Raw genomic sequence first — 18,293 nt, forward strand, 5'->3', positions numbered from 1 at the left:
CGCTCCTGATCGGGGAGCCGCCGATCACGGTGCCGCACTTGACGAAAGTGAGCCCTTGGAGCGAGCTTGAAAAGCATACTTAGGTTTGCACCTTTCCGCCCGGGCGTGAGATTCCGAGCGCCTCCACCATTCTGACGAGATCGGCCAACGACTTGGCGCCCATTTTCCGCATGATCTGCCCGCGGTAGATCTTGACGGTAATCTCAGCCAATCCGAGCTCGGCAGCGACTTGCTTGTTCATCAGGCCGGACGCCACCAGGGCGAGGATGTCGCGCTGGCGCGCGCTTAAACCCTCGAATCGGGACCGCACTCCCGCGACCGACTCCTCGGCATTGCGTCGCTTGCGATCCCGTTCGATCGCGGCCTGAACCGCATCCAGCATGTCCTGGTCGCGCACCGGCTTGGTCAGAAAATCGATGGCGCCGCTCTTCATGGCCCTGACGGTCATCGGAATATCACCATGACCGGTGATGAAGATAATGGGCGTGTGAATGTTCGCCTTCGCTAGGTCCGACTGCAGGTCAAAGCCGCTTGAGCCCGGCAGGCGGATGTCGAGCACAAGGCAGCTGGGGACCGCCGGTGGCTTGGCTTCCATGATCTCCGCCGCGGAGCCGAAAGCCTCGACCTTGAGGCCGACGGATTGAAAGAGGTTGGTGAGCGCACGGCGCATCGATGGATCGTCGTCGACGATCAAGACGATCGGATCGTCGGAACTCGTCTGCACCGTCGCCACCTTGGGAAGGTCGGTCACGACGTGTCCTCGATCGGCAAGGGCAGGGCAATCTGGAATGTTGCTCCGCTTCCGTCATTGGGGAAGGCCGAGAGCCGGCCCGCATGAGCCTCGATGATCGATCGGCAGATCGACAGTCCCATCCCCAGGCCGCTCGGCTTTGTCGTGAAGAAAGGTGTGAAGATGCGCTCCGTCGCGCCGTCGCCGAGGCCGACCCCGCTGTCTGTCACGATCAGGAGCATGCGGCCTTCGCCGTGCTCGCTCGCCTGGCTGGAGCGGATCGCAAGCTCGCGCGGACGGTCCACATTGGCGTGCATGGCTTCAATCCCGTTCATGACCAGGTTGATCAGCACCTGCTGCAGCTGGATCCGGTCGCCGCAAACGCTGGGTAGAGCGGACGCCAGCTCCATTCGTACCGACACGGCATGGGTGGCAAGCTCGCGGCGGACGAGCGCCACCGTCTCCCTGACGAGCTGGTTCATGTCGACCGGAGCCATCTCGATCTCGGTCTTCTTCGCAAGCGTTCTGATCCGGCGGATCACCTCGCTGGCGCGATTGGCGTCCTCGACGATCCATTCCACGGAACGGCGTGCGGCATTCAGTTGGGCTGGTTCGCGGCCGAGCCATCCGATACAGGCATCCGCATTGGAGATCACGGCGGCCAAGGGCTGATTGATCTCGTGGGCGATCGAGGCCGTGAGTTCGCCGAGCATCGTGACACGCGTCACGTGAGCTAGTTCGGCTTGCGCCTTGCGCAGCGCTTCTTCGGCCTGCTCGGCGCGGATGGCCGCCGTCACGTCGCTGCTGACGCCACGATAACCGAGAAAGTTGCCGTTCGCGTCGTGCAAGGGCTTGCCGCTGGTGCGCACGTAGATCGGAGATCCGTTGCGATCCTTGCTTCGGTAGACCAGGTCGCGAAACGGAAGGTGGGCATCGAGCGTCGCGCGATGCCGCTCCCACTTCTCGGGCTCGAGCTCGGCATCGGGTGGAATGTCCCAACGGGCGAGGCCGATCACGCCCGTGGGCACGGGACCGGCCGTGTCGGCATGTTCCGAAATCCGTGTGATACGGTGGTCCGGCCCGCTCTCCCAAAACCAGTCCGAGGCGGTTTCGGCATAGTCGCGAAATCGCTGCTCGGACAGCTTGAGCTCGTCAAAGGCTTTTTGCAGCGCTTGTCTGGCGGCAAACTGCTCGGTGACATCGACGTGGGTGCCGATGATTTCCGTGACATCGCCGTCCCCGCCGACGACGGGATGCCCCTCCGTATGGACGTGTCGTACGGAACCGTCCGGACGCAAAATCCGAAAATCAACTTCGAAAGGCTGCTTTTGCCGGATTGCCTGACGTTCCACATCGACGATCCGGCGAAAGTCTTCGGCGAGGATCCGTTGTTGGAAAGCCTGCGCCGACAGATCGATCTGGTCCGGGTTGAATCCGAACAGGCGATAGAGTTCGGCCGATCGGTAGGCAAACTCCTGACTGCGCACGTTCCAGGCCCAGCTGCTCGTGTGGCTGAGGCGCTGGGCTTCGGTCAGATAGGCTTCGCTGCGACGCAGCCGCTGTTCGGTTTCCTTTGCCGTAGTGACGTCAGTGACCGCTCCGACAAACTCGATGTGGCCGGATCCATGTCTCACCACGCGTGCCACGGAATGGAGATATTTGATGGTTCCATCGGGCATCAGCAGGCGATATTCATGGTCGAAATCGCCGACCTCACGGAAGGCCCGATCAAGGGTCTTGCTGACCGCATTGCGATCTTCCGGATGAATGCGCTGGAAAACGAAATCGAGCGTCGGTTTGACCTGCGGGTCACATTGGAAGATGCGAAAGGTCTCCCTGGACCAGACGGCCTCGCGGGTTGCCAGGCTCAGGCCGAAGCTGCCGGTGCGGCTCAACTCCTGCGCTTGGGCAAGGTAGGCCTCGCTCTGCCGCAGCGCATCCTCCGCCTCCTTGCGCTGGGTGATGTTTTCGCAGGCGACCAGCACGATCGGCGTGCCGTCGCCGCGTCGCATGGCCTTGGCGTTCTCACGGACCCAGAGAACCGAGCCGTCCTTCCGGACCTTGCGAATCTCCCAGGTGTGCGACTGGTCCACGGTTTCCAGGCACAGCCCGACACAGCGACGGACGAAATCGCGGTCCTCTTCGAAAAAGACGTTCAGCACAGATTGGCCGGTCAACTCGGCCGCCGTGTAGCCCAGTTGCGCGGCGCCAAATGTATTTACGTTGAGCACCGTTCCGGCCGGATCGACCATGAAATACATGACCGGATTGTGCTCGAACACTTGTCGCCATTGCTTCACGGCGTCGCGCAGGTCGGCATTGTCCTGCCGCCAGCCATCCCCAGTCGCGGACTCGCCTTTCCCCGCATTGCCGAGAGATCGAAGCGCCGCAAGGCCGCCGAGCAGGAATTGCGCGGCCGAATTCCCTAGTTTTGCGATCTGGCCAGGCATCATCGCAAGCGTCCCGGCCCGCGTGGGGCAGGGAGAGTAGAGCACTTTGCGACAGCAGGGGCAATTCCCTGATCAAAGCAGGATTCCGCATCGAAAGTTCGCGGGCTCCGTGCAGCTTGCCAGCGTTGCGCCGTCTCGTTGCGAGCGGACGAAACTCCGGTAAATCACCGGACAAACCTATGTATAGGTCGCGCAATCCTAGTCATACGCTGCATTTACCTCCGTACAATTGAGCGGCCCGTCACATGGGGACTAGTCTCACCGGCAATCCAGTGGTGTCGATCGCAACGCTTGAACAGTTGAGTAGCGCGGGGTCGTGCACTCAAGAGGCCAGCTTCGCCTCCGCTGGCGCTGACTTGCCGATGATCTGGTCACGATTGAGAAGCCGCATTTCGTTGACGAACGTGATGATTGTGCATCAGCGCCCGTGGGGATCCTCGACCGTCAGAGGCGCCCATCAGAGGCCAGGAGGAGAGGATCATGTGCGATAAGCCCGAACACTCCGAGCGCCCTTCCGCCGCAAAAAGCTGCGCCGTCTGCAGCGGGAAGTTCGGCCTGATCCGGTATTATTCCTGGCGAGCGCCGCTTTGCTCCCGGAAATGTCTCGATCGCTTCAGAGCGCGCCGCGAACGCGATCGCCGATGGCTGTTTCGGTCTCAGGCGGCGTAAGCACCAGTCACCGGATCTGCTGCGTTCGGCAATTCTGTATCGGGAGGCTGCGCGTTGAACCGTTGTTGCAAGCTCCTCTTGGCGATCACGCTGCCGCTTTCGTTGATGACTGGAGCGGAGGCGGACGAGGCCGGACAGGATGGCGCACATCGTCATCCGCCTCGGGATCTGCTCCTCCACGAGCAGTTCTATTCGAGTTGGCACATGCCGGACAATCCGGTGCTGACTTGCTGCAACAACGCCGACTGCTACCCGACCGAGATACGGCGGGTCGAGGGGAGCATCTACGCGCTGCGCCGGGAAGACGGGAAATACATCCTCATTCCGCCTCAGAAGGTCGAGCGAAACAGGGATAATCCCGACGGCCGCAACCATCTTTGCGCGCCGCCGCCGTCCGCCTCTCTCGTCGACACGGTCTACTGCTTTGCGCTCGGAGGTGCCACATGAGGTTCATATTGGTGAACGGCAGGACCCCTTTTCGCAAAACGTCCTGCCTCTGGTGCTGCGAGGAGATCAGCGGCGGCTATCTGCGCGATGCGAAGACGCTGCTGCCCTACTGCGGCTACGAGTGTTACGCGCTTCATGGCGAAGCTGCGCCGCTGATCGAGGGGCGCACACGAGCGGCGTCTTGAGCGGATAGGAGGGCGAAACGGGCGGTGGATTTGCCGTCCGGGCGAGAGGACATCGCGATGAGATTCATGTTCGTCAATCAGGAAGGGCCTCGCCACGGCGGTACCTGCAGCGCGTGCGCGCAGCCGCTGGGCGCGAGTTACGTCCGCCATGTGCCCGCTGAGCGGCGGTACTGCGACTATGATTGCTACCGTCGATATCAGCAGACGGCGGTGGAAATGCTCTGGCCTTACCGCAGTTCGCTCGAAGCGATCACGGTGTCGAGCTGGAACTGGATACTGCAGACGGGCGCGCTCTCGCGCTCGCTGACGGAAGCATTTCTGCGCGCGTACGAACCCTCTGACCACGGAAGGAGGTGACGGCTCGCCAAACGATGCGGACCCGCGCAGAGAGGTCGGTCGCAGTCACTGCATCCAGCTTCACGCCGCGTCCAGCCCCGGCGTCGCGAAGCTAGGGCGCGGCGGCTGCGGCCGATGCCGTCGTCGGCATCGCGCCCCTGTTCGGCGTCGTAACGCGCTGCTCGGACTTCGCCGCGACGACGCTGCTGGCCTCAAACCTCGCACGATAGACCAGCACGTTCTCGATCACGCGCTGGACGTAGTTGCGCGTCTCCGACAGCGGGATGCGCTCGACCCAGTCGACCGGATCGACCTTGGGATCCCTGGGGTCGCCGCGCGCCTGCACCCATTCGCGCACGCGGCCCCGGCCGGCATTGTAGCCGGCGAAGGTCATGATCTGGTTGCCGCGATATTCCGACATGAGCGCACTGAGCTCGGCCGCGCCCATCTGCGTGTTGTAGACGGGATCGGAGACCATCTTGTCCCAGTCATAGGTCAGGCCGAAGCGCTTTGCGGTGTCGCGGCCCGCTTCCGGCGTCACCTGCATCAGCCCGACTGCGTTGGCGGCCGATTTGTCGCGCTGGTCGAACGAGCTTTCGGTGCGCGCCACCGAATAGATCACGCTGGGATCGATCGCGGGCGCCACCTGCTTATGTTCAGGGATGCCGATGGTCGGGAAGGCGTAGTGATCGAGCGCGAGCCCGCGCGCCAGCGCCGACTTGCCGACCTCCAGCATCACGCGCGCATCGTTGCGCCGGCCGGCGAGCTCGCCGAGCGCTTCGAGTGCGGCGACGTCGGTGCTCTCCTTGGCAAAATCCTCGGCGAAGTAAAACACCATGTCGCGCTCACCGACGCCGTAGAGCATGTCGGCGGCGCGCACGCGCTCGTCCGCGGGCGGCGCGTCGACTGCTGCCAGCACGGGCGAGGGCGCACGCAGCTCGATGCGGTCGAGACCGAGCCTGGCGCGGGCGAGCTGGCCGTAATAGGCGGTCGGATAGCGCGCCGCCGCCTGATAGCTCAGGCGCGCATCGGCCGGTGCGTTCATTGCCTCGGCCGCGCGGCCGCGCCAATAATGCGCGCGCGACAGCGCGATCGGATTGGCGGAGCCTTCGTCGATCGCGGCGAAATGCGTCATCGCCGCCTTGGGATCATCGAGATAGCGCAGCGCGATCCAGCCGCACATGAAGTGATAGTCGGCGCGATAGACCTCCATCGCGGGCACGGCTGCCGAGCGCACCAAATCATAGGCGGTTTTGAACTTGCCCTGGTCGAGCAGCTTTCGCGCGAGCAGGCGGCGCTCGCGCCACCAGGCGTCGGTGTCTTGCGCCGCCATCGTATCGGGCGCGGCGGCCAGGATCACCTCGGCCGCGTCGTCGATGCGGTCATTCTGGAGATGCCATTGCGCGCGGCACAGCACATAGCCGAGGTCGCGGCGCGCCTCGGCCGAAATGTCCTCCAGGTAATCCTTGGCCTTGCTGGCCTTGCCGGTGACTGCGGCGCAGGCCTTGACGATCGCGAGCGCATCCTCGCCGAGCCGCTTGGCTGCGCGCCGCGCCCCCGCATAGTCCTTGGCGCCGAGCCGCTTGTCCATGCGGGCGCGATGATCCTCGGCGGTCAGGAGATCGCGGAACGCTTGGTAGGAATCCTCCTCACTGCGCTCGGACAATTCGTCCGTGCGCCAGGCATCGCGCACGAGACGCGCGGCCCTGTCGCTGTCGCCCTCGGTCATCAGCACGCGGGCGAGCGCGAACTTGCCCTTGGCGCTGGTCGGCCGGTCCATCGTGAATTTGTGCACGGTCGCCGCGTTGGCCTTCTCCTGCCACAGCCGCGCCTCGGCGCGGCGGCGGAGCAGCGCGCTGCTCGGCCAGTCCGGATTGGCGGCGAGGAAGGCGGCGTAGCGCTTGAAATTCGCCGTGCTTTCGGAATGGCGCAGCATAAACCAGTCGGCGAGTTTCTGTCCGGCCGGGTCGGCAATGCGGTCGCGCGCCGCGCTGGCGTCCTCGGTCTTGCCCTTCCGCGCGAGATCGATGGCATCCTTCAGCGCGGCGAGATCGCCAGTCAGCGGCGGGGCTGCCGGCTTGTCCGAGGGCGCGTCGTCCTGCTTCTTCGACTTGCGCTTGGCCTCGGCATGCTTGCCGTGCCGCGCCTTGCCGGCGGAGGCGTGGCGCTGCTTGCCGGTTTTCGCCTCATGCGTCTTCTTCGGCGCGGACGATTTGTGACCGCTCTTCGCTGCCAGCTCTGTAGGGATGAAGGCCAAAGCGGCCACGGCAACGACACACGCGAGCGAGCGTAGGCACTGGTTCATTCCGTGGTCCCCCTGCGAAACCAGTACAAACCAAAGTCCGCGACGAGATGCGGCTCGAGAATCAAAACGGCGTCAAAATGGTGACACGACGTCGTTTCGCATCCTGAAGCTGTTCCAACAATGCGGCGAAATACGGATGGAGCCAGGGAACCTGTGCAACGGCGGGGCGAGCGGGTCTCTTAACCTTCATTAACGAATACGGCTCGCGCGACGGTTGCGGCGGTTCAGGACGCCTCGAAGCGGCCAAATTGCGCGTATTCCCGGCGGCAAATCCGTTGTATTGGGTTCCAAAGCCTTTCCCCTTCAGCCCATTGTCCCGCGCCCATGCCGATTTTCAACCAGTCGATCCGGCGCAAGATCGTCGGGATTGCGCTCGGCCTCATCATCCTGATGGTCGTCACCGCGATCCTGTCGATGGTGATGTCCAGCCGCGTCGGCCATCTTCTGGATGAGCTGACCGCGCGGTATATTCCGGCTTACGGCCACCTGGCGCGGTCCAATGTGCGTTCGCTGGAGCGGGCGCTGGCGATGCGGCGCATGGTGATCGCCAAAATGCAAACGCCGCCGGACGAGGAGGGCTTTGCGGCGCGGCTGAAGATCTTCAGGGAAACGGACGCCCAGGTCGAGCAGGAGGCCGAAGCCGCGCGAAAGCTGATCAACGCGATCATCGACGATGAGAGCACACCGTCGGACAACGCGGCACTCGCCCGGATCGAGACGCGCATCGAGAATGCAGTCAAGGAGCTTCGCCGCGAACTCGACGAGGAGGACGCCAAGCTGCTCCGGCTGCTCGATGCCAAGGACTTTGCGGCCACGCGCGACGTGCTCGTCCATGTGGACGCGCTCCGCGATCTCTTCACCCAGCGGATCGATGCGATCCGCGCCGAGATGCTCTCGCAGGTGTTCGTGAGCACCGCGCAGGTGATCCGCCATCAGCGCCAGGCGATCATCGTCTCGGGCATCGTGACCATCCTCGCGGCGATCGTCGGACTTGCCTTTGCGATCATGGTCTCCACCGGGATCACGCGACCGGTCCGGCTCTTGCTGGCCGGCACCCGCGAAGTCGAGGCGGGCCGCTTCGACAAGACCATCAGTGTCTCGACGCAGGACGAGATTGGCGAACTCGCCTCCGCCTTCAATCGCATGGTCGAGCAATTGCGCCAGAACGAGCGCATCCGCGAGACCTTTGGCCGCTACATCGATCCCAAGGTGGTGCAGGGGCTGATTGACCGGCCGGAGGTCGCCGTCGACGGTCAGCGCCGGGTGATGACCATCATGTTCTGCGACATGAGCGGCTTCACCGCGATGAGCGAGGGCATGACCCCGCGCGGCCTGGTCAAGGTGATGAACCACTATTTTACCGTCATGTCCGGTCCGATCAGGAGCAACCGCGGCATCATCGACAAATATATCGGCGACGCCATCATGGCCTATTGGGGCCCTCCCTTCATCGAGGAGGAAGAGCCGGCGCTGCTCGCAGGCCTTGCTGCGATCGAAATGGCCGATCAGGTGCCCGCGCTGCAGAAGCAATTGCCGGATCTGCTCGGCATCCGCGCCATGCCCGGGCTTTGCGATCTGCGGATCGGCATCGCCACCGGCGAGGTCCTGACCGGCAGCATCGGCTCCGAGCTGATGATGAGCTTCACCGTGATGGGCGACGCCGTGAACCTCGCCTCACGACTGGAGGCCGTCAACAAGACCTATGGCACCCGTATCCTGATCTCGCAGGCGACGGCGGACGCGATCGGCTCGCACCTCGGATTGCGCGAGGTCGACCGTCTTGCGGTCGCCGGCCAGAGCGCGCCGCAAACGATCTTCGAGGTGATGGGCCGGGCAGGCGCACTCACGGCCGCGCATGAGAGCCTGCGTTCTCACTACGCCGAAGGCCTCGCCGCCTATCGCGCCCGCCGCTTCGACGAGGCCCGCGCCGGCTTCAACGCGGCACTTGAAGCCGTCCCAGGCGACGGCCCCTCGCGGGCAATGCTTGCTCGTATCACGCGGTTCGAGGCCCATCCGCCGGACGAGGGCTGGGACGGCGCCTGGCGGTTGGAGCAGAAATAGTCGGCCGCGCGGGAAAAATTGATTCTACTCGATAACGATGTTCGCAGTGACCTATTTCCCGGGCTTAGGTTTGGTGTCCTTGAGGCGTTTGATGGGGACACGCCGATGACAGAACTTGAGAACAGGCTCGAACGGTTCGAGACGCTCACCGCCGAATGCGAGCTGATCGCCAGGCTCGCCACCGACAGCACCAAGCGTGAGTTTTATCTGAAGCTCTCGGAGCGGTATCGCCAGCTGGCGGTGGACATGCGGCAGGCCATAGCGAGCCAAGCTGCGGCCTGACGCCGGCAATCCGTTCTTAACACTTGGCGCGCATCCTCAATGCAGATGCGAGGACGCCTCCGGTGATTTCCCGCTGTGGAAATGCCGGGGCTCGCTGCGGTGCAGCGCGCCTCGCGAGATTGTTTTGTCGTGCCTAACAGGGCGATCCCATGCGCCTTTTTGCGGTCATCATGTTTGGACTCATGACGGCAGCCTGCAACCAGGAGCAGGAGATCACCGGCTCGACCCCGGTCTGCGCGATGCGGAACTACACTTCCTTCAATCCCCGCGACATGACCCAGTGCGTTGCCGCCTGCAAGGCGTGCGACCACGGCAACACGGTCACCTGCAGCACGTCGTGCACGCTCAAGGGCGCCCGCTGAGCGGCTCCGCCTCCTGGTTCGGGGCCGATGGTGTCTCGACGGTGTTTTGGCACCGGAACGATTCACATGGATCAATCATTGAAGGGATGGCAGGACGCGGAGTCCTTTGGAATGGGTATGCTCGATCCCGGTCGGTTCCTGGTGTCATGCTCTCACTGCGCAGCCTGGCCGATGGCCGCCAATGTAAGACGTTCGAGCTGGTCGGCTTCGCCGAACGAGGTCCGCTTCGTTTGCCCGCGCTGCCGCCGCGAGGAGACCGCGATCATCTCCGCCTCCGGCGAGTTGACGCCGATCCGGCGCGTCGACGTCCCGCCGCGCGACGTCACCGCGGCCTGGGCTCAGGCCCAGCGCCCAAGAGGGCGAGCGTAGCCCGCCGTTTAAGGAGAAGAGGGCCGAGCGCAGCCAGCTGAGGGCAAGAGGGCGCGCGTCACCATCCGTCGGGACCTCTGATGAGGCAGTTGAACTGCCGCGGGAGGTGATCCAAGCAGGTGCAAATGTGCTAGGATCGTCGGCATGAGTTCATCCATGCCCCGTCCAATCCTGCCGCCCCTCCGCGACCGTTTCCGCCTTACCCCGGTCGCGGCGCGCCTTGCGCCGCTGTTCGGCTTCGCGCTGCTGATCGTGTCATGCGCGCTGGCAAGCTTTGCATTCGCCTGTGCCACGCCGTTTGCGGCTTGCGCGGTTGTCGCCGCCGCCATGCTGCCGCTGCGTCCGGCGCTGCTCGTCGTCACCGGCGCCTGGCTGGTGAACCAGGGCATCGGCTTCGGCGCGCTGCACTATCCGATCGACCCCAGCACTATCGCCTGGGGCTTCGTCATCGGCGCTGCTGCGCTGCTATCGACCGCAGCAGCATCGACGGTCCTCCGTAGGCTGCCGCAAGGCCGCACGCCGCTGATGCTTGCGATTGCATTCGTTGCCGCCTACGCGGTCTATGAGTTCGCCGCGACGCCGGTCCTGGGCGGCGAGGGCGCCTTCACCGCCGCCATCGTGACCCGGATCGGGCTGACCAGCGCCATCTGGCTCGCCGGCCTCGTCGCCGCCTGTGAGATCGTCCGTCTGGCCGATCCGTTCGGGCGCGCGATGCGGAACGCCTGAGCGCCAACCAAGGCACTGAAGTCCGGTCATGCCGATAACCGGACCTTTGCCCAGCGCTGCAAGGCGACCGCTGTCCAAACCGTCTCGACAAACCCGAACGGCCAGGCGCCCTGGAGAAAGCCATAGACCCCGCTGAGCGCGCAAGCTGCCGCGAAGGCCAGCACGAAATGCGGTCCGCGCGGCTCGAGCGCGTAAAACAGCAGCATCGCACTGACCGACAGCAGTCCGAAGATTGTGATTGCGTCCATCAGCCGGCCGGAGGCTTCGGCTTCTTGGCGACACCGCGGGTGTGGAAGACGGCGGGCCCCATCACCGGCCACAGCGCGGCCGTCGCGGTCAGAACGGTCGCGGCGCACATTGCAGCCAGCACGGACGATCGGATTTTCAAGCCGCGCGTCCGCGATCGACAGACGATCCAGACCCAGGCGCAGACCACGACGGCGATGGACAGTTTCGTCATCAGCCCGTGCGCATGGTCGAGCACCGCGATCAGGCTGCCCACGCCGGCGAGCACGACAGCGGGTACCCTGCGCCCTCTTGGACAAGAGGGTGAAGCGACGAAGCAAAGCTCGGGCGGAATCAGCCGCGAGAACGCGAAGCGTGTCTGCAAGTTGAATCTGCATTGGCGGATGGCGATTGCTGCCCCTTGCTCCGTCATTGCGAGCGCAGCGAAGCGATCCAGAGTCTTTCCGCGGAGGATTCTGGATTGCTTCCGCCTTCGCTAAAGCTTCGGCGGACAAGTCGCTCCGCTCGCAAAGACGATGTGGAGAGAGTGTGCACAACACTTCGATCTGTGGCCTGGACGCAGCGCCCTTGCGGCGCGTCCGGACAGGCGGGGAGATGATGAAGCGCCGACTCACCTTGGCTGCGCCTCGTCGTCGCGCCGAAGTTGCAACGCAGGCACGCACCGGAAACTTGAAGTTGTGGGATTGTCCTCCCGCCGGGGGTATCCCAGTAAGCTCGATCGTGTCCTCACGGCCACGATTGTGCCGTCCGTGCAACACTCGTCACGGATTTAACCATCTTCTCTGTCCGTTCGCATCGACGCCGCTTTTTGGCCACACCCGAACATGAATAAAATCACTCGAATATTTTAGCGGCAGCGGTGATCCTGGAAGACGACGGAAATCCCCAAGGTCGATTCAAAAGGTCGATTCAAATCTTGGCTCTGATTTTTCGGGTCTGAAAGGGTTGGCCGGGGAAACTGGTTTGCGATGGACGCGAAGAGCAACATCAAGCAGAGGCTGCCGAGCCGTCACGTGACGGAAGGTCCTGCGCGCGCGCCCCATCGCTCCTACCTCTACGCCATGGGTCTGACCACCGACCAGATCCACCAGCCCTTCGTCGGCGTCGCCTCGTGCTGGAACGAGGCCGCGCCCTGCAACATCTCCCTGATGCGCCAGGCGCAGGCGGTGAAGAAGGGCGTCGCAGCCGTCGGCGGCACGCCGCGCGAGTTCTGCACCATCACCGTGACCGACGGCATCGCCATGGGGCATGACGGCATGCGCTCCTCGCTGCCGTCGCGCGAATGCATCGCCGATTCCGTCGAATTGACGATCCGCGGCCACGCCTATGACGCTCTCGTTGGCCTGGCCGGCTGCGACAAGTCGCTGCCGGGCATGATGATGGCGATGGTCCGTCTCAACGTGCCCTCGATCTTCATCTATGGCGGCTCGATCCTGCCCGGCAATTTCCGGGGCCAGCAGGTGACCGTGCAGGACATGTTCGAAGCCGTCGGCAAGCACTCGGTCGGCGCAATGTCGGACGAGGACCTCGACGAGATCGAGCGCGTGGCGTGCCCCTCGGCGGGTGCCTGCGGCGCGCAGTTCACCGCCAACACGATGGCGACCGTCTCCGAGGCGATCGGGCTGGCCTTGCCGTACTCGGCCGGTGCTCCGGCACCCTATGAAATTCGCGACGCCTTCTGCATGACCGCGGGCGAGCAGGTCATGGAGCTGATCGCCCAAAACATCCGGCCACGCGACATCGTCACCCTCAAGGCGCTGGAGAATGCCGCCGCCGTGGTCGCCGCGTCCGGTGGCTCGACTAATGCTGCACTGCACCTGCCGGCAATCGCGCACGAGTGCGGCATCAAGTTCGACCTGTTCGACGTCGCCGAAATCTTCAAAAAGACACCGTACGTCGCGGATTTGAAGCCAGGCGGCCGTTATGTCGCCAAAGACATGTTTGAAGTAGGTGGCATACCGCTTCTGATGAAGACGCTGCTCGACAACGGATTTCTCCACGGTGACTGCATGACCGTCACCGGTCGAACGATCGCCGAAAACCTCAAAAGCGTGAAGTGGAATCCGCACCAGGACGTGGTGCACCCGGCAGACAAGCCCATCACCGTCACCGGCGGTGTGGTCGGTCTGAAGGGCAATCTGGCGCCAGAAGGTGCGATCGTGAAAGTCGCGGGAATGTCCAACCTCAGGTTCACCGGTCCGGCCAGGTGCTTCGACCGTGAGGAGGATGCTTTCGAGGCCGTCCAGAAGCGCACCTACCGCGAAGGCGAAGTCATCGTGATCCGCTACGAGGGGCCGAAGGGCGGTCCCGGCATGCGGGAAATGCTCCAGACCACCGCGGCGCTGACCGGCCAGGGCATGGGCGGCAAGATCGCGCTCATCACCGACGGCCGCTTCTCCGGCGCCACCCGCGGCTTCTGCATCGGCCATGTCGGGCCGGAAGCCGCCATCGGCGGCCCGATCGGGTTGCTGGAGGACGGCGATATCATCGAAATCGACGCGGTCGCCGGTACCCTTAACGTAAAATTGAGCGACCAGGAGCTTGCCCAACGCAAGACCAAATGGACCGCTCGCGCGACTAACCACACGACGGGCGCGCTCTGGAAATATGCTCAGCAGGTTGGACCAGCGGTCGGTGGGGCAGTGACCCATCCGGGCGGCGCGCACGAGAAACAGTGCTATGCGGACATCTAGGCGTACCATCGTTGCGTTTGTGTTGGGGGCTGCCGCGCTGGCCGCGCCGGCTCTCGCCTTTGACGGCGCACCCGTCAGCCAGAAGGATGCGACCATCCCGGTGGTCACGACCTTGCCGGGCGCAGCAGGCAAGGTGCGCAATGTACCGCCAGTCGTGCCCCAGGAAACCTCGCTCAGCGCCCTGCAATATGCCGCGGAGGGTGGCCACCCCATCGCGCAGTGGAAGCTCGGCCGCATGTACGCCAATGGCGACGGCGTCGCCCAGGACGATGTGCGTGCGTTCGAGTATTTCACCCGCATCGCCAACGCGCACGCCGAAGACAGCCCGTCCGCGCCGCAGGCGCAGATCGTCGCCAACGCCTTTGTGGCGCTCGGCCGCTATTATCTCAGCGGCATCCCGAATTCGAAGGTCAAGCCGGACCAGGAGCGGGCGCGGGAGATGTTTTCCTATGCCGCGTCCTATTTCGGCAATGCGGATGCGCAATACGATCTCGCCCGCCTGTACCTGAAGACGCCGGACGCTTCGCGCGAGGATTTCCGCTACGGCGCGCGCTGGCTTGGGCTCGCCGCGCAGAAGGGCCAGCACGAGGCCCAGGCGCTGCTCGGCCAGATGCTGTTCAACGGCGACCGCCTGCCGCGGCAGGCCGCCCGCGGCCTGATGTGGTTGACGCTGGCGCGCGACAGCGCCGGCAGCGACGAGACCTGGATCAAGGAAAACTACAACCGCGCCTTCGCAAAGGCCTCCGACGACGATCGCGCCATGTGCCTGCAGATGCTGGAGCAATGGGTGCAGGGTCGACGGGAGTGATGGGTTGAGGCGGCCTCACGCCGCCTCAAGATCGAGATCCGCCCACACCGGCACGTGGTCCGACGGCTTCTCCCAGCTGCGCACATAGCTGTCGATGCCGACATTGGCGAGCCGGTCGCTGGCCTGTGGCGACAGCAGAAGGTGGTCGATCCGCAGGCCGTGGTTCTTCTGCCAGGCGCCGGCCTGGTAGTCCCAGAAAGTGTAGAGCCCGGGCTCGTCGGTGACGGCCCGAAGCGCATCGGTCAGGCCGAGGCCGAGCAGGGACTGAAAACTCTCCCGCGTCTCGGCCTTGAACAGGGCGTCCTCGGTCCAGGCGGCGGGATTATGGACGTCCCGGGCATGCGGGATAACGTTGAAGTCGCCTGCGAGGATCAGCGGCTCCTCGGTCTTGAGGCGCTCCTTCGAATACTCAAGAAGCCGCGACATCCATTTGAGCTTGTAGGGATATTTCTCGGTGCCGACCGGATTGCCGTTGGGCAGATAGAGGCAGGCGATGCGCAGCACGCCGGACTTGAGCGTCACCACGCCTTCGAGGAAGCGAGCATGGGCGTCCTCGTCGTCGCCGGCCAGCCCCGACTTGGTCTCGTCGAACCGGAGCTTCGAGAGCAGAGCGACACCGTTGAACGTCTTCTGGCCGTGGGTGACCACGTTGTAGCCGAGCGCCTCGATCTCCAGCCGCGGGAAGGCCTCGTCGACGCATTTGATCTCCTGGAGGCAGACGATGTCCGGCTGGCACTCCTTCAGCCAGGTCAGGAGGAGATCGATGCGCTGCCGGACCGAGTTCACGTTCCAGGTGGCTATTCTGATGGGCATCTTGGCGGCTCCGGGCAGGGGCCATGGTTAGAACAAAATGCAAACGCGCCCGTCAAGGACGCTGCGAAATCTCCCACAAAATTAACCCGGCTTAAGTCGGGCCCGGGCCATTGATCGTGAAAAGGTTTTTCGAATGGGACGGCCGAACAAAGCCATGAAGCGAACCGAGCCCCGCGACGGGTTGATCGGCGCGTTCCTGTACTGGCTCGGCGGCTACGAGATCGAGGACGGCCTGACCGCCGGTCTCAGCGAGCGCGAGCTGAGCCGCATCCGTGCCAAGCAGATCGACGCGGTGATACGCCTGATCCCGGTGACGATGGCCGTCACCATGCTCAACGTCGCCGTTGTGCTGATTTTGTTCTGGGGTCGTGGCTGGAACGACTTTCTCGCGATCTGGGGCATGACCCTCGCGACCGCCGCCTCGCTCGCGGTGCGCGCGTGGCGGCGCTCCCACCAGAGCCCGGCGCAAGAAGTCTCGCCCCGTGCCGTGCGGCAGATGTTGCGGCAGGCGTTTTTCCTCGCCGCAATCTGGGGCACGCTGCCGGTCGCGCTGTTCAGCCGCATCGAGCCGACCAGCCAGCTCATTCTGGCCTGCCTTATGGTCGGCATGATGTCCGGCGGTGCCTTCACGCTCTCGACCTTCCCGCGTGCGGGCCTTGTCTATCTCGCGACGACGACGATCGCCTGCGCCGGTGCGTTGCTGTTATGCGGCACCGGGCCTTACCTCGTGACCGCCGTGTTCCTGCTGCTGTTCGCGTTCTTCATGGCGCGCAACATCGTCTCGCAAGGCAATCTGTTCCTTGGCAATCTCAAGGCCCAGCTTGAGCTCGAGCGCCAGACCGAGATCATCTCACTATTGCTGAAAGATTTTCAGGAGAACGCCAGCGACTGGCTGTGGCAGACCGACGCCGAAGGGCATTTGGTCGACGTGCCCGAGCGCTTCGCCGCGGTCGCACAGCTGCCACTGCCCTTGCTGAAGGGCTCGCATTTCGCCGACGTGCTCGACATGCTGTGCCCCGAAGACAAGAGCGCGGCCTACAATGTCGTCGGCCTGATGGAGCACGCCGAACCGCTGCACGAGATGAACCTCAAGGTCGTCGCCGGCGGCGAGGCGCGGCTGTGGTCGCTCACCGCGAAGCCGGCCTACGACCGCGACGGTCAATTCCTCGGCTATCGCGGCTTCGGCCGCGACGTGACCGAGCGCTGGCGCGCGGAAAAGGCCGAGGCCGAGAGCCGCGCCAAATCGGATTTCCTCGCGGTGATGAGCCACGAGATCCGCACGCCGATGAACGGCGTGCTCGGGCTTGCCAGCATGCTGCTGGAGACAAAACTCGATCCGGAGCAGCACGAGGCCGTCACCACGATCCGCGAGTCCGGCGACAATCTCCAGCGCATCCTCAACGACATCCTGGACCTCTCCAAGCTCGAGGCTGGACGCTTCGCGTTCGAGGTGATCGACTTCGCGCCGCAGGCGCTGGTAGAGACATTGGCGACCGTCGTGCGCGCGAGTGCCAAGAGCAAGGGGCTCGCGGTCAAGGTCAAGCTCGATCCGAACCTGCCGCCGACGCTGCGCGGCGATGTCGCGCGTATCCGCCAGGTCCTGCTCAACCTCGCATCCAACGCGGTGAAGTTCACCGACCAAGGCGAAGTCACGATCGCAGCCGTCTGTCAGGCCCGCCGCGATCTGCTCGCCACCGTCGAATGGAGCGTGACCGACAGCGGTATCGGCATCGCCCCCGAGAAGCTTGGCCAGCTCTTCTCCGACTTCGCGCAGGCCGACGCCTCGATCAGCCGCCGCTTCGGCGGGACCGGGCTTGGGCTTGCGATCTCCCGGCGCATCATCGAACAGATGGGCGGCACCATCGGCGTCACCTCGACGCCGGGCGAGGGCTCGACATTCAGCTTCACGCTGGTGCTGCCCTGGAGCCAGGAGAAGGCATCCGACTACATTGCCGACCGCGACGAAGCCGACTACCTCAAGGCGCGTATCGCGAGTCTCGACCGACCGCTGAGGGTGCTGATCGCCGAGGACGACGCCGTCAACCGCATGGTCGTGAGCAAGATGTTAGGGGCCTTCGACGTCGAGCTGCGCGTCGTCACCGACGGCGTCGAGGCCGTCGCGGCGGCCTCGGAGGAAGACTACGATCTCGTGCTGATGGACGTGCGGATGCCCGACATGGACGGCCTTGCCGCAACCCGGGCGATCCGTGCGCAAGGTGGCCGATTCGAATCCTTGCCGATCATCGCGCTCACCGCCAATGCCTTCCCCGAGGACGTCAAGATCTGCCGCGAGGCCGGCATGTCGGACTTCCTGGCCAAGCCGCTACGCAAACCCGCGCTGCTGGCGGCGCTGCTGCGCGCGCTCGATGGACATGTGATGGCGGGAGACGCACCACTTCAGCCGGAGCTCATGTCGGTCGACGTGGAGTGGACGGACGAGGAAAGGCAGATGACCGGCGCCTAGCCGGCGACGTCAGATCGAGAAGCTGGTCCCGCAGCCGCAGGACGCCGTGGCGTTCGGATTGTTGACGCGGAACGAGGCGCCGATCAGATCGTCGACGAAATCGACCTGCGACCCCGCCAGGAACGGCTGCGAGGCGGAATCGACCAGCACCACCGCATTGTCCTGCTCGATCACGAGATCGTCGTCAGTGCGGGCACGGTCAATGTCGAACTTGTACTGGAAGCCGGAACAGCCTCCGCCCTCGACCGAGATCCGCAGCATCGCGCCAGACCCTTCGCCCTTGAGGATCTCCCCAATCCGGCGTGCGGCCTTGTCACTGATGGTCACGTCAGTCGTCATCGTTCGTC

General features: G+C 64.3%; 18 protein-coding genes. 10 read left to right on the top strand and 8 right to left on the bottom strand.

What is annotated here, in order from left to right; all coding sequences use genetic code 11:
• Positions 1-79: 79 nt before the first annotated feature.
• Both IVB07_RS18495 and IVB07_RS18500 read right to left on the bottom strand, forming a co-directional pair.
• Entirely contained in the window at positions 80-751 is a 672-nt protein-coding gene (locus tag IVB07_RS18495) for a response regulator transcription factor (RefSeq protein ID WP_018458051.1), read from the bottom strand.
• Positions 748-3,183: a PAS domain-containing sensor histidine kinase gene (locus IVB07_RS18500; RefSeq protein WP_026233490.1), complete on the bottom strand. Its 2,436-nt coding sequence runs from the start codon at positions 3,181-3,183 to the stop codon at positions 748-750. The genes IVB07_RS18495 and IVB07_RS18500 overlap by 4 nt, the downstream gene beginning before the upstream one ends.
• Before the next feature lie 744 nt (positions 3,184-3,927).
• On the opposite strand from IVB07_RS18500, the gene IVB07_RS18505 reads away from it, so the two are divergent.
• The 3 genes from IVB07_RS18505 to IVB07_RS18515 all read left to right on the top strand — a co-directional run bounded on the left by IVB07_RS18505 (position 3,928) and on the right by IVB07_RS18515 (position 4,838).
• Positions 3,928-4,296 (top strand): hypothetical protein, encoded by a 369-nt coding sequence (locus IVB07_RS18505; RefSeq protein ID WP_231188449.1) that lies wholly within the window; start codon positions 3,928-3,930, stop codon positions 4,294-4,296.
• A complete protein-coding gene (locus tag IVB07_RS18510; RefSeq protein WP_039800268.1) occupies positions 4,293-4,481 on the top strand; it encodes a hypothetical protein in 189 nt (62 codons plus the stop codon). Before IVB07_RS18505 ends, IVB07_RS18510 begins: the two co-directional genes overlap by 4 nt.
• A 66-nt stretch (positions 4,482-4,547) precedes the next feature.
• Positions 4,548-4,838: a hypothetical protein gene (locus tag IVB07_RS18515; protein WP_231188451.1), complete on the top strand. Its 291-nt coding sequence runs from the start codon at positions 4,548-4,550 to the stop codon at positions 4,836-4,838.
• Between the two features lie 91 nt (positions 4,839-4,929).
• Here the strand turns inward: IVB07_RS18515 and IVB07_RS18520 are convergent, their stop codons facing one another.
• Positions 4,930-7,122 carry a lytic transglycosylase domain-containing protein gene (locus IVB07_RS18520; protein ID WP_247336756.1) on the bottom strand — a complete coding sequence of 731 codons (2,193 nt, stop codon included), beginning with the start codon at positions 7,120-7,122 and terminating at the stop codon, positions 4,930-4,932.
• Positions 7,123-7,446: 324 nt separating this feature from the next.
• Between IVB07_RS18520 and IVB07_RS18525 the strand changes: the two genes are divergently transcribed.
• The 3 genes from IVB07_RS18525 (at position 7,447) to IVB07_RS18535 (ending at position 9,827) form a co-directional block, all read left to right on the top strand.
• Positions 7,447-9,183 (top strand): adenylate/guanylate cyclase domain-containing protein, encoded by a 1,737-nt coding sequence (locus IVB07_RS18525; RefSeq protein ID WP_018458045.1) that lies wholly within the window; start codon positions 7,447-7,449, stop codon positions 9,181-9,183.
• Positions 9,184-9,288: 105 nt separating this feature from the next.
• Positions 9,289-9,465 (top strand): hypothetical protein, encoded by a 177-nt coding sequence (locus IVB07_RS18530; RefSeq protein ID WP_018458044.1) that lies wholly within the window; start codon positions 9,289-9,291, stop codon positions 9,463-9,465.
• A gap of 149 nt (positions 9,466-9,614) precedes the next feature.
• Positions 9,615-9,827, top strand: coding sequence for a hypothetical protein (locus tag IVB07_RS18535; protein WP_018458043.1), 213 nt, complete (start codon positions 9,615-9,617; stop codon positions 9,825-9,827).
• Positions 9,828-9,979: 152 nt separating this feature from the next.
• On the opposite strand, the gene IVB07_RS18540 is transcribed toward IVB07_RS18535, so the two are convergent.
• Positions 9,980-10,153 (bottom strand): hypothetical protein, encoded by a 174-nt coding sequence (locus IVB07_RS18540; RefSeq protein ID WP_018458042.1) that lies wholly within the window; start codon positions 10,151-10,153, stop codon positions 9,980-9,982.
• A 199-nt stretch (positions 10,154-10,352) separates the two neighbouring features.
• Between IVB07_RS18540 and IVB07_RS18545 the strand changes: the two genes are divergently transcribed.
• Complete coding sequence (locus tag IVB07_RS18545; RefSeq protein WP_085353207.1) at positions 10,353-10,922, top strand: hypothetical protein; 570 nt, start codon at positions 10,353-10,355, stop codon at positions 10,920-10,922.
• A 26-nt stretch (positions 10,923-10,948) separates the two neighbouring features.
• Here IVB07_RS18545 and IVB07_RS18550 read toward each other — a convergent pair whose 3' ends face one another.
• Positions 10,949-11,170 carry a hypothetical protein gene (locus tag IVB07_RS18550; RefSeq protein WP_085353205.1) on the bottom strand — a complete coding sequence of 74 codons (222 nt, stop codon included), beginning with the start codon at positions 11,168-11,170 and terminating at the stop codon, positions 10,949-10,951.
• A complete protein-coding gene (locus tag IVB07_RS18555; RefSeq protein ID WP_247336751.1) occupies positions 11,170-11,436 on the bottom strand; it encodes a hypothetical protein in 267 nt (88 codons plus the stop codon). Before IVB07_RS18555 ends, IVB07_RS18550 begins: the two co-directional genes overlap by 1 nt.
• A 700-nt stretch (positions 11,437-12,136) precedes the next feature.
• Between IVB07_RS18555 and ilvD the strand changes: the two genes are divergently transcribed.
• Both ilvD and IVB07_RS18565 read left to right on the top strand, forming a co-directional pair.
• Entirely contained in the window at positions 12,137-13,861 is a 1,725-nt protein-coding gene (gene ilvD / locus IVB07_RS18560) for a dihydroxy-acid dehydratase (RefSeq protein ID WP_247767771.1), read from the top strand.
• Positions 13,848-14,669: a tetratricopeptide repeat protein gene (locus IVB07_RS18565; protein WP_026233489.1), complete on the top strand. Its 822-nt coding sequence runs from the start codon at positions 13,848-13,850 to the stop codon at positions 14,667-14,669. The genes ilvD and IVB07_RS18565 overlap by 14 nt, the downstream gene beginning before the upstream one ends.
• A gap of 15 nt (positions 14,670-14,684) precedes the next feature.
• Here the strand turns inward: IVB07_RS18565 and xth are convergent, their stop codons facing one another.
• Positions 14,685-15,482, bottom strand: coding sequence for an exodeoxyribonuclease III (gene xth, locus IVB07_RS18570; protein ID WP_007610740.1), 798 nt, complete (start codon positions 15,480-15,482; stop codon positions 14,685-14,687).
• Between the two features lie 133 nt (positions 15,483-15,615).
• Here xth and IVB07_RS18575 point away from each other — a divergent pair, with 133 nt between their 5' ends.
• The gene (locus IVB07_RS18575) at positions 15,616-17,946 is read left to right on the top strand and encodes an ATP-binding protein (RefSeq protein ID WP_247336748.1); all 2,331 of its coding nucleotides are present in this window, start codon (positions 15,616-15,618) and stop codon (positions 17,944-17,946) included.
• A 9-nt stretch (positions 17,947-17,955) separates the two neighbouring features.
• Here the strand turns inward: IVB07_RS18575 and erpA are convergent, their stop codons facing one another.
• A complete protein-coding gene (gene erpA, locus IVB07_RS18580) occupies positions 17,956-18,285 on the bottom strand; it encodes an iron-sulfur cluster insertion protein ErpA (protein WP_007610737.1) in 330 nt (109 codons plus the stop codon).
• Between the last annotated feature and the right edge of the window lie 8 nt (positions 18,286-18,293).

This window comes from Bradyrhizobium sp. 172 (assembly GCF_023101065.1).
Lineage (GTDB): Bacteria > Pseudomonadota > Alphaproteobacteria > Rhizobiales > Xanthobacteraceae > Bradyrhizobium > Bradyrhizobium canariense_D.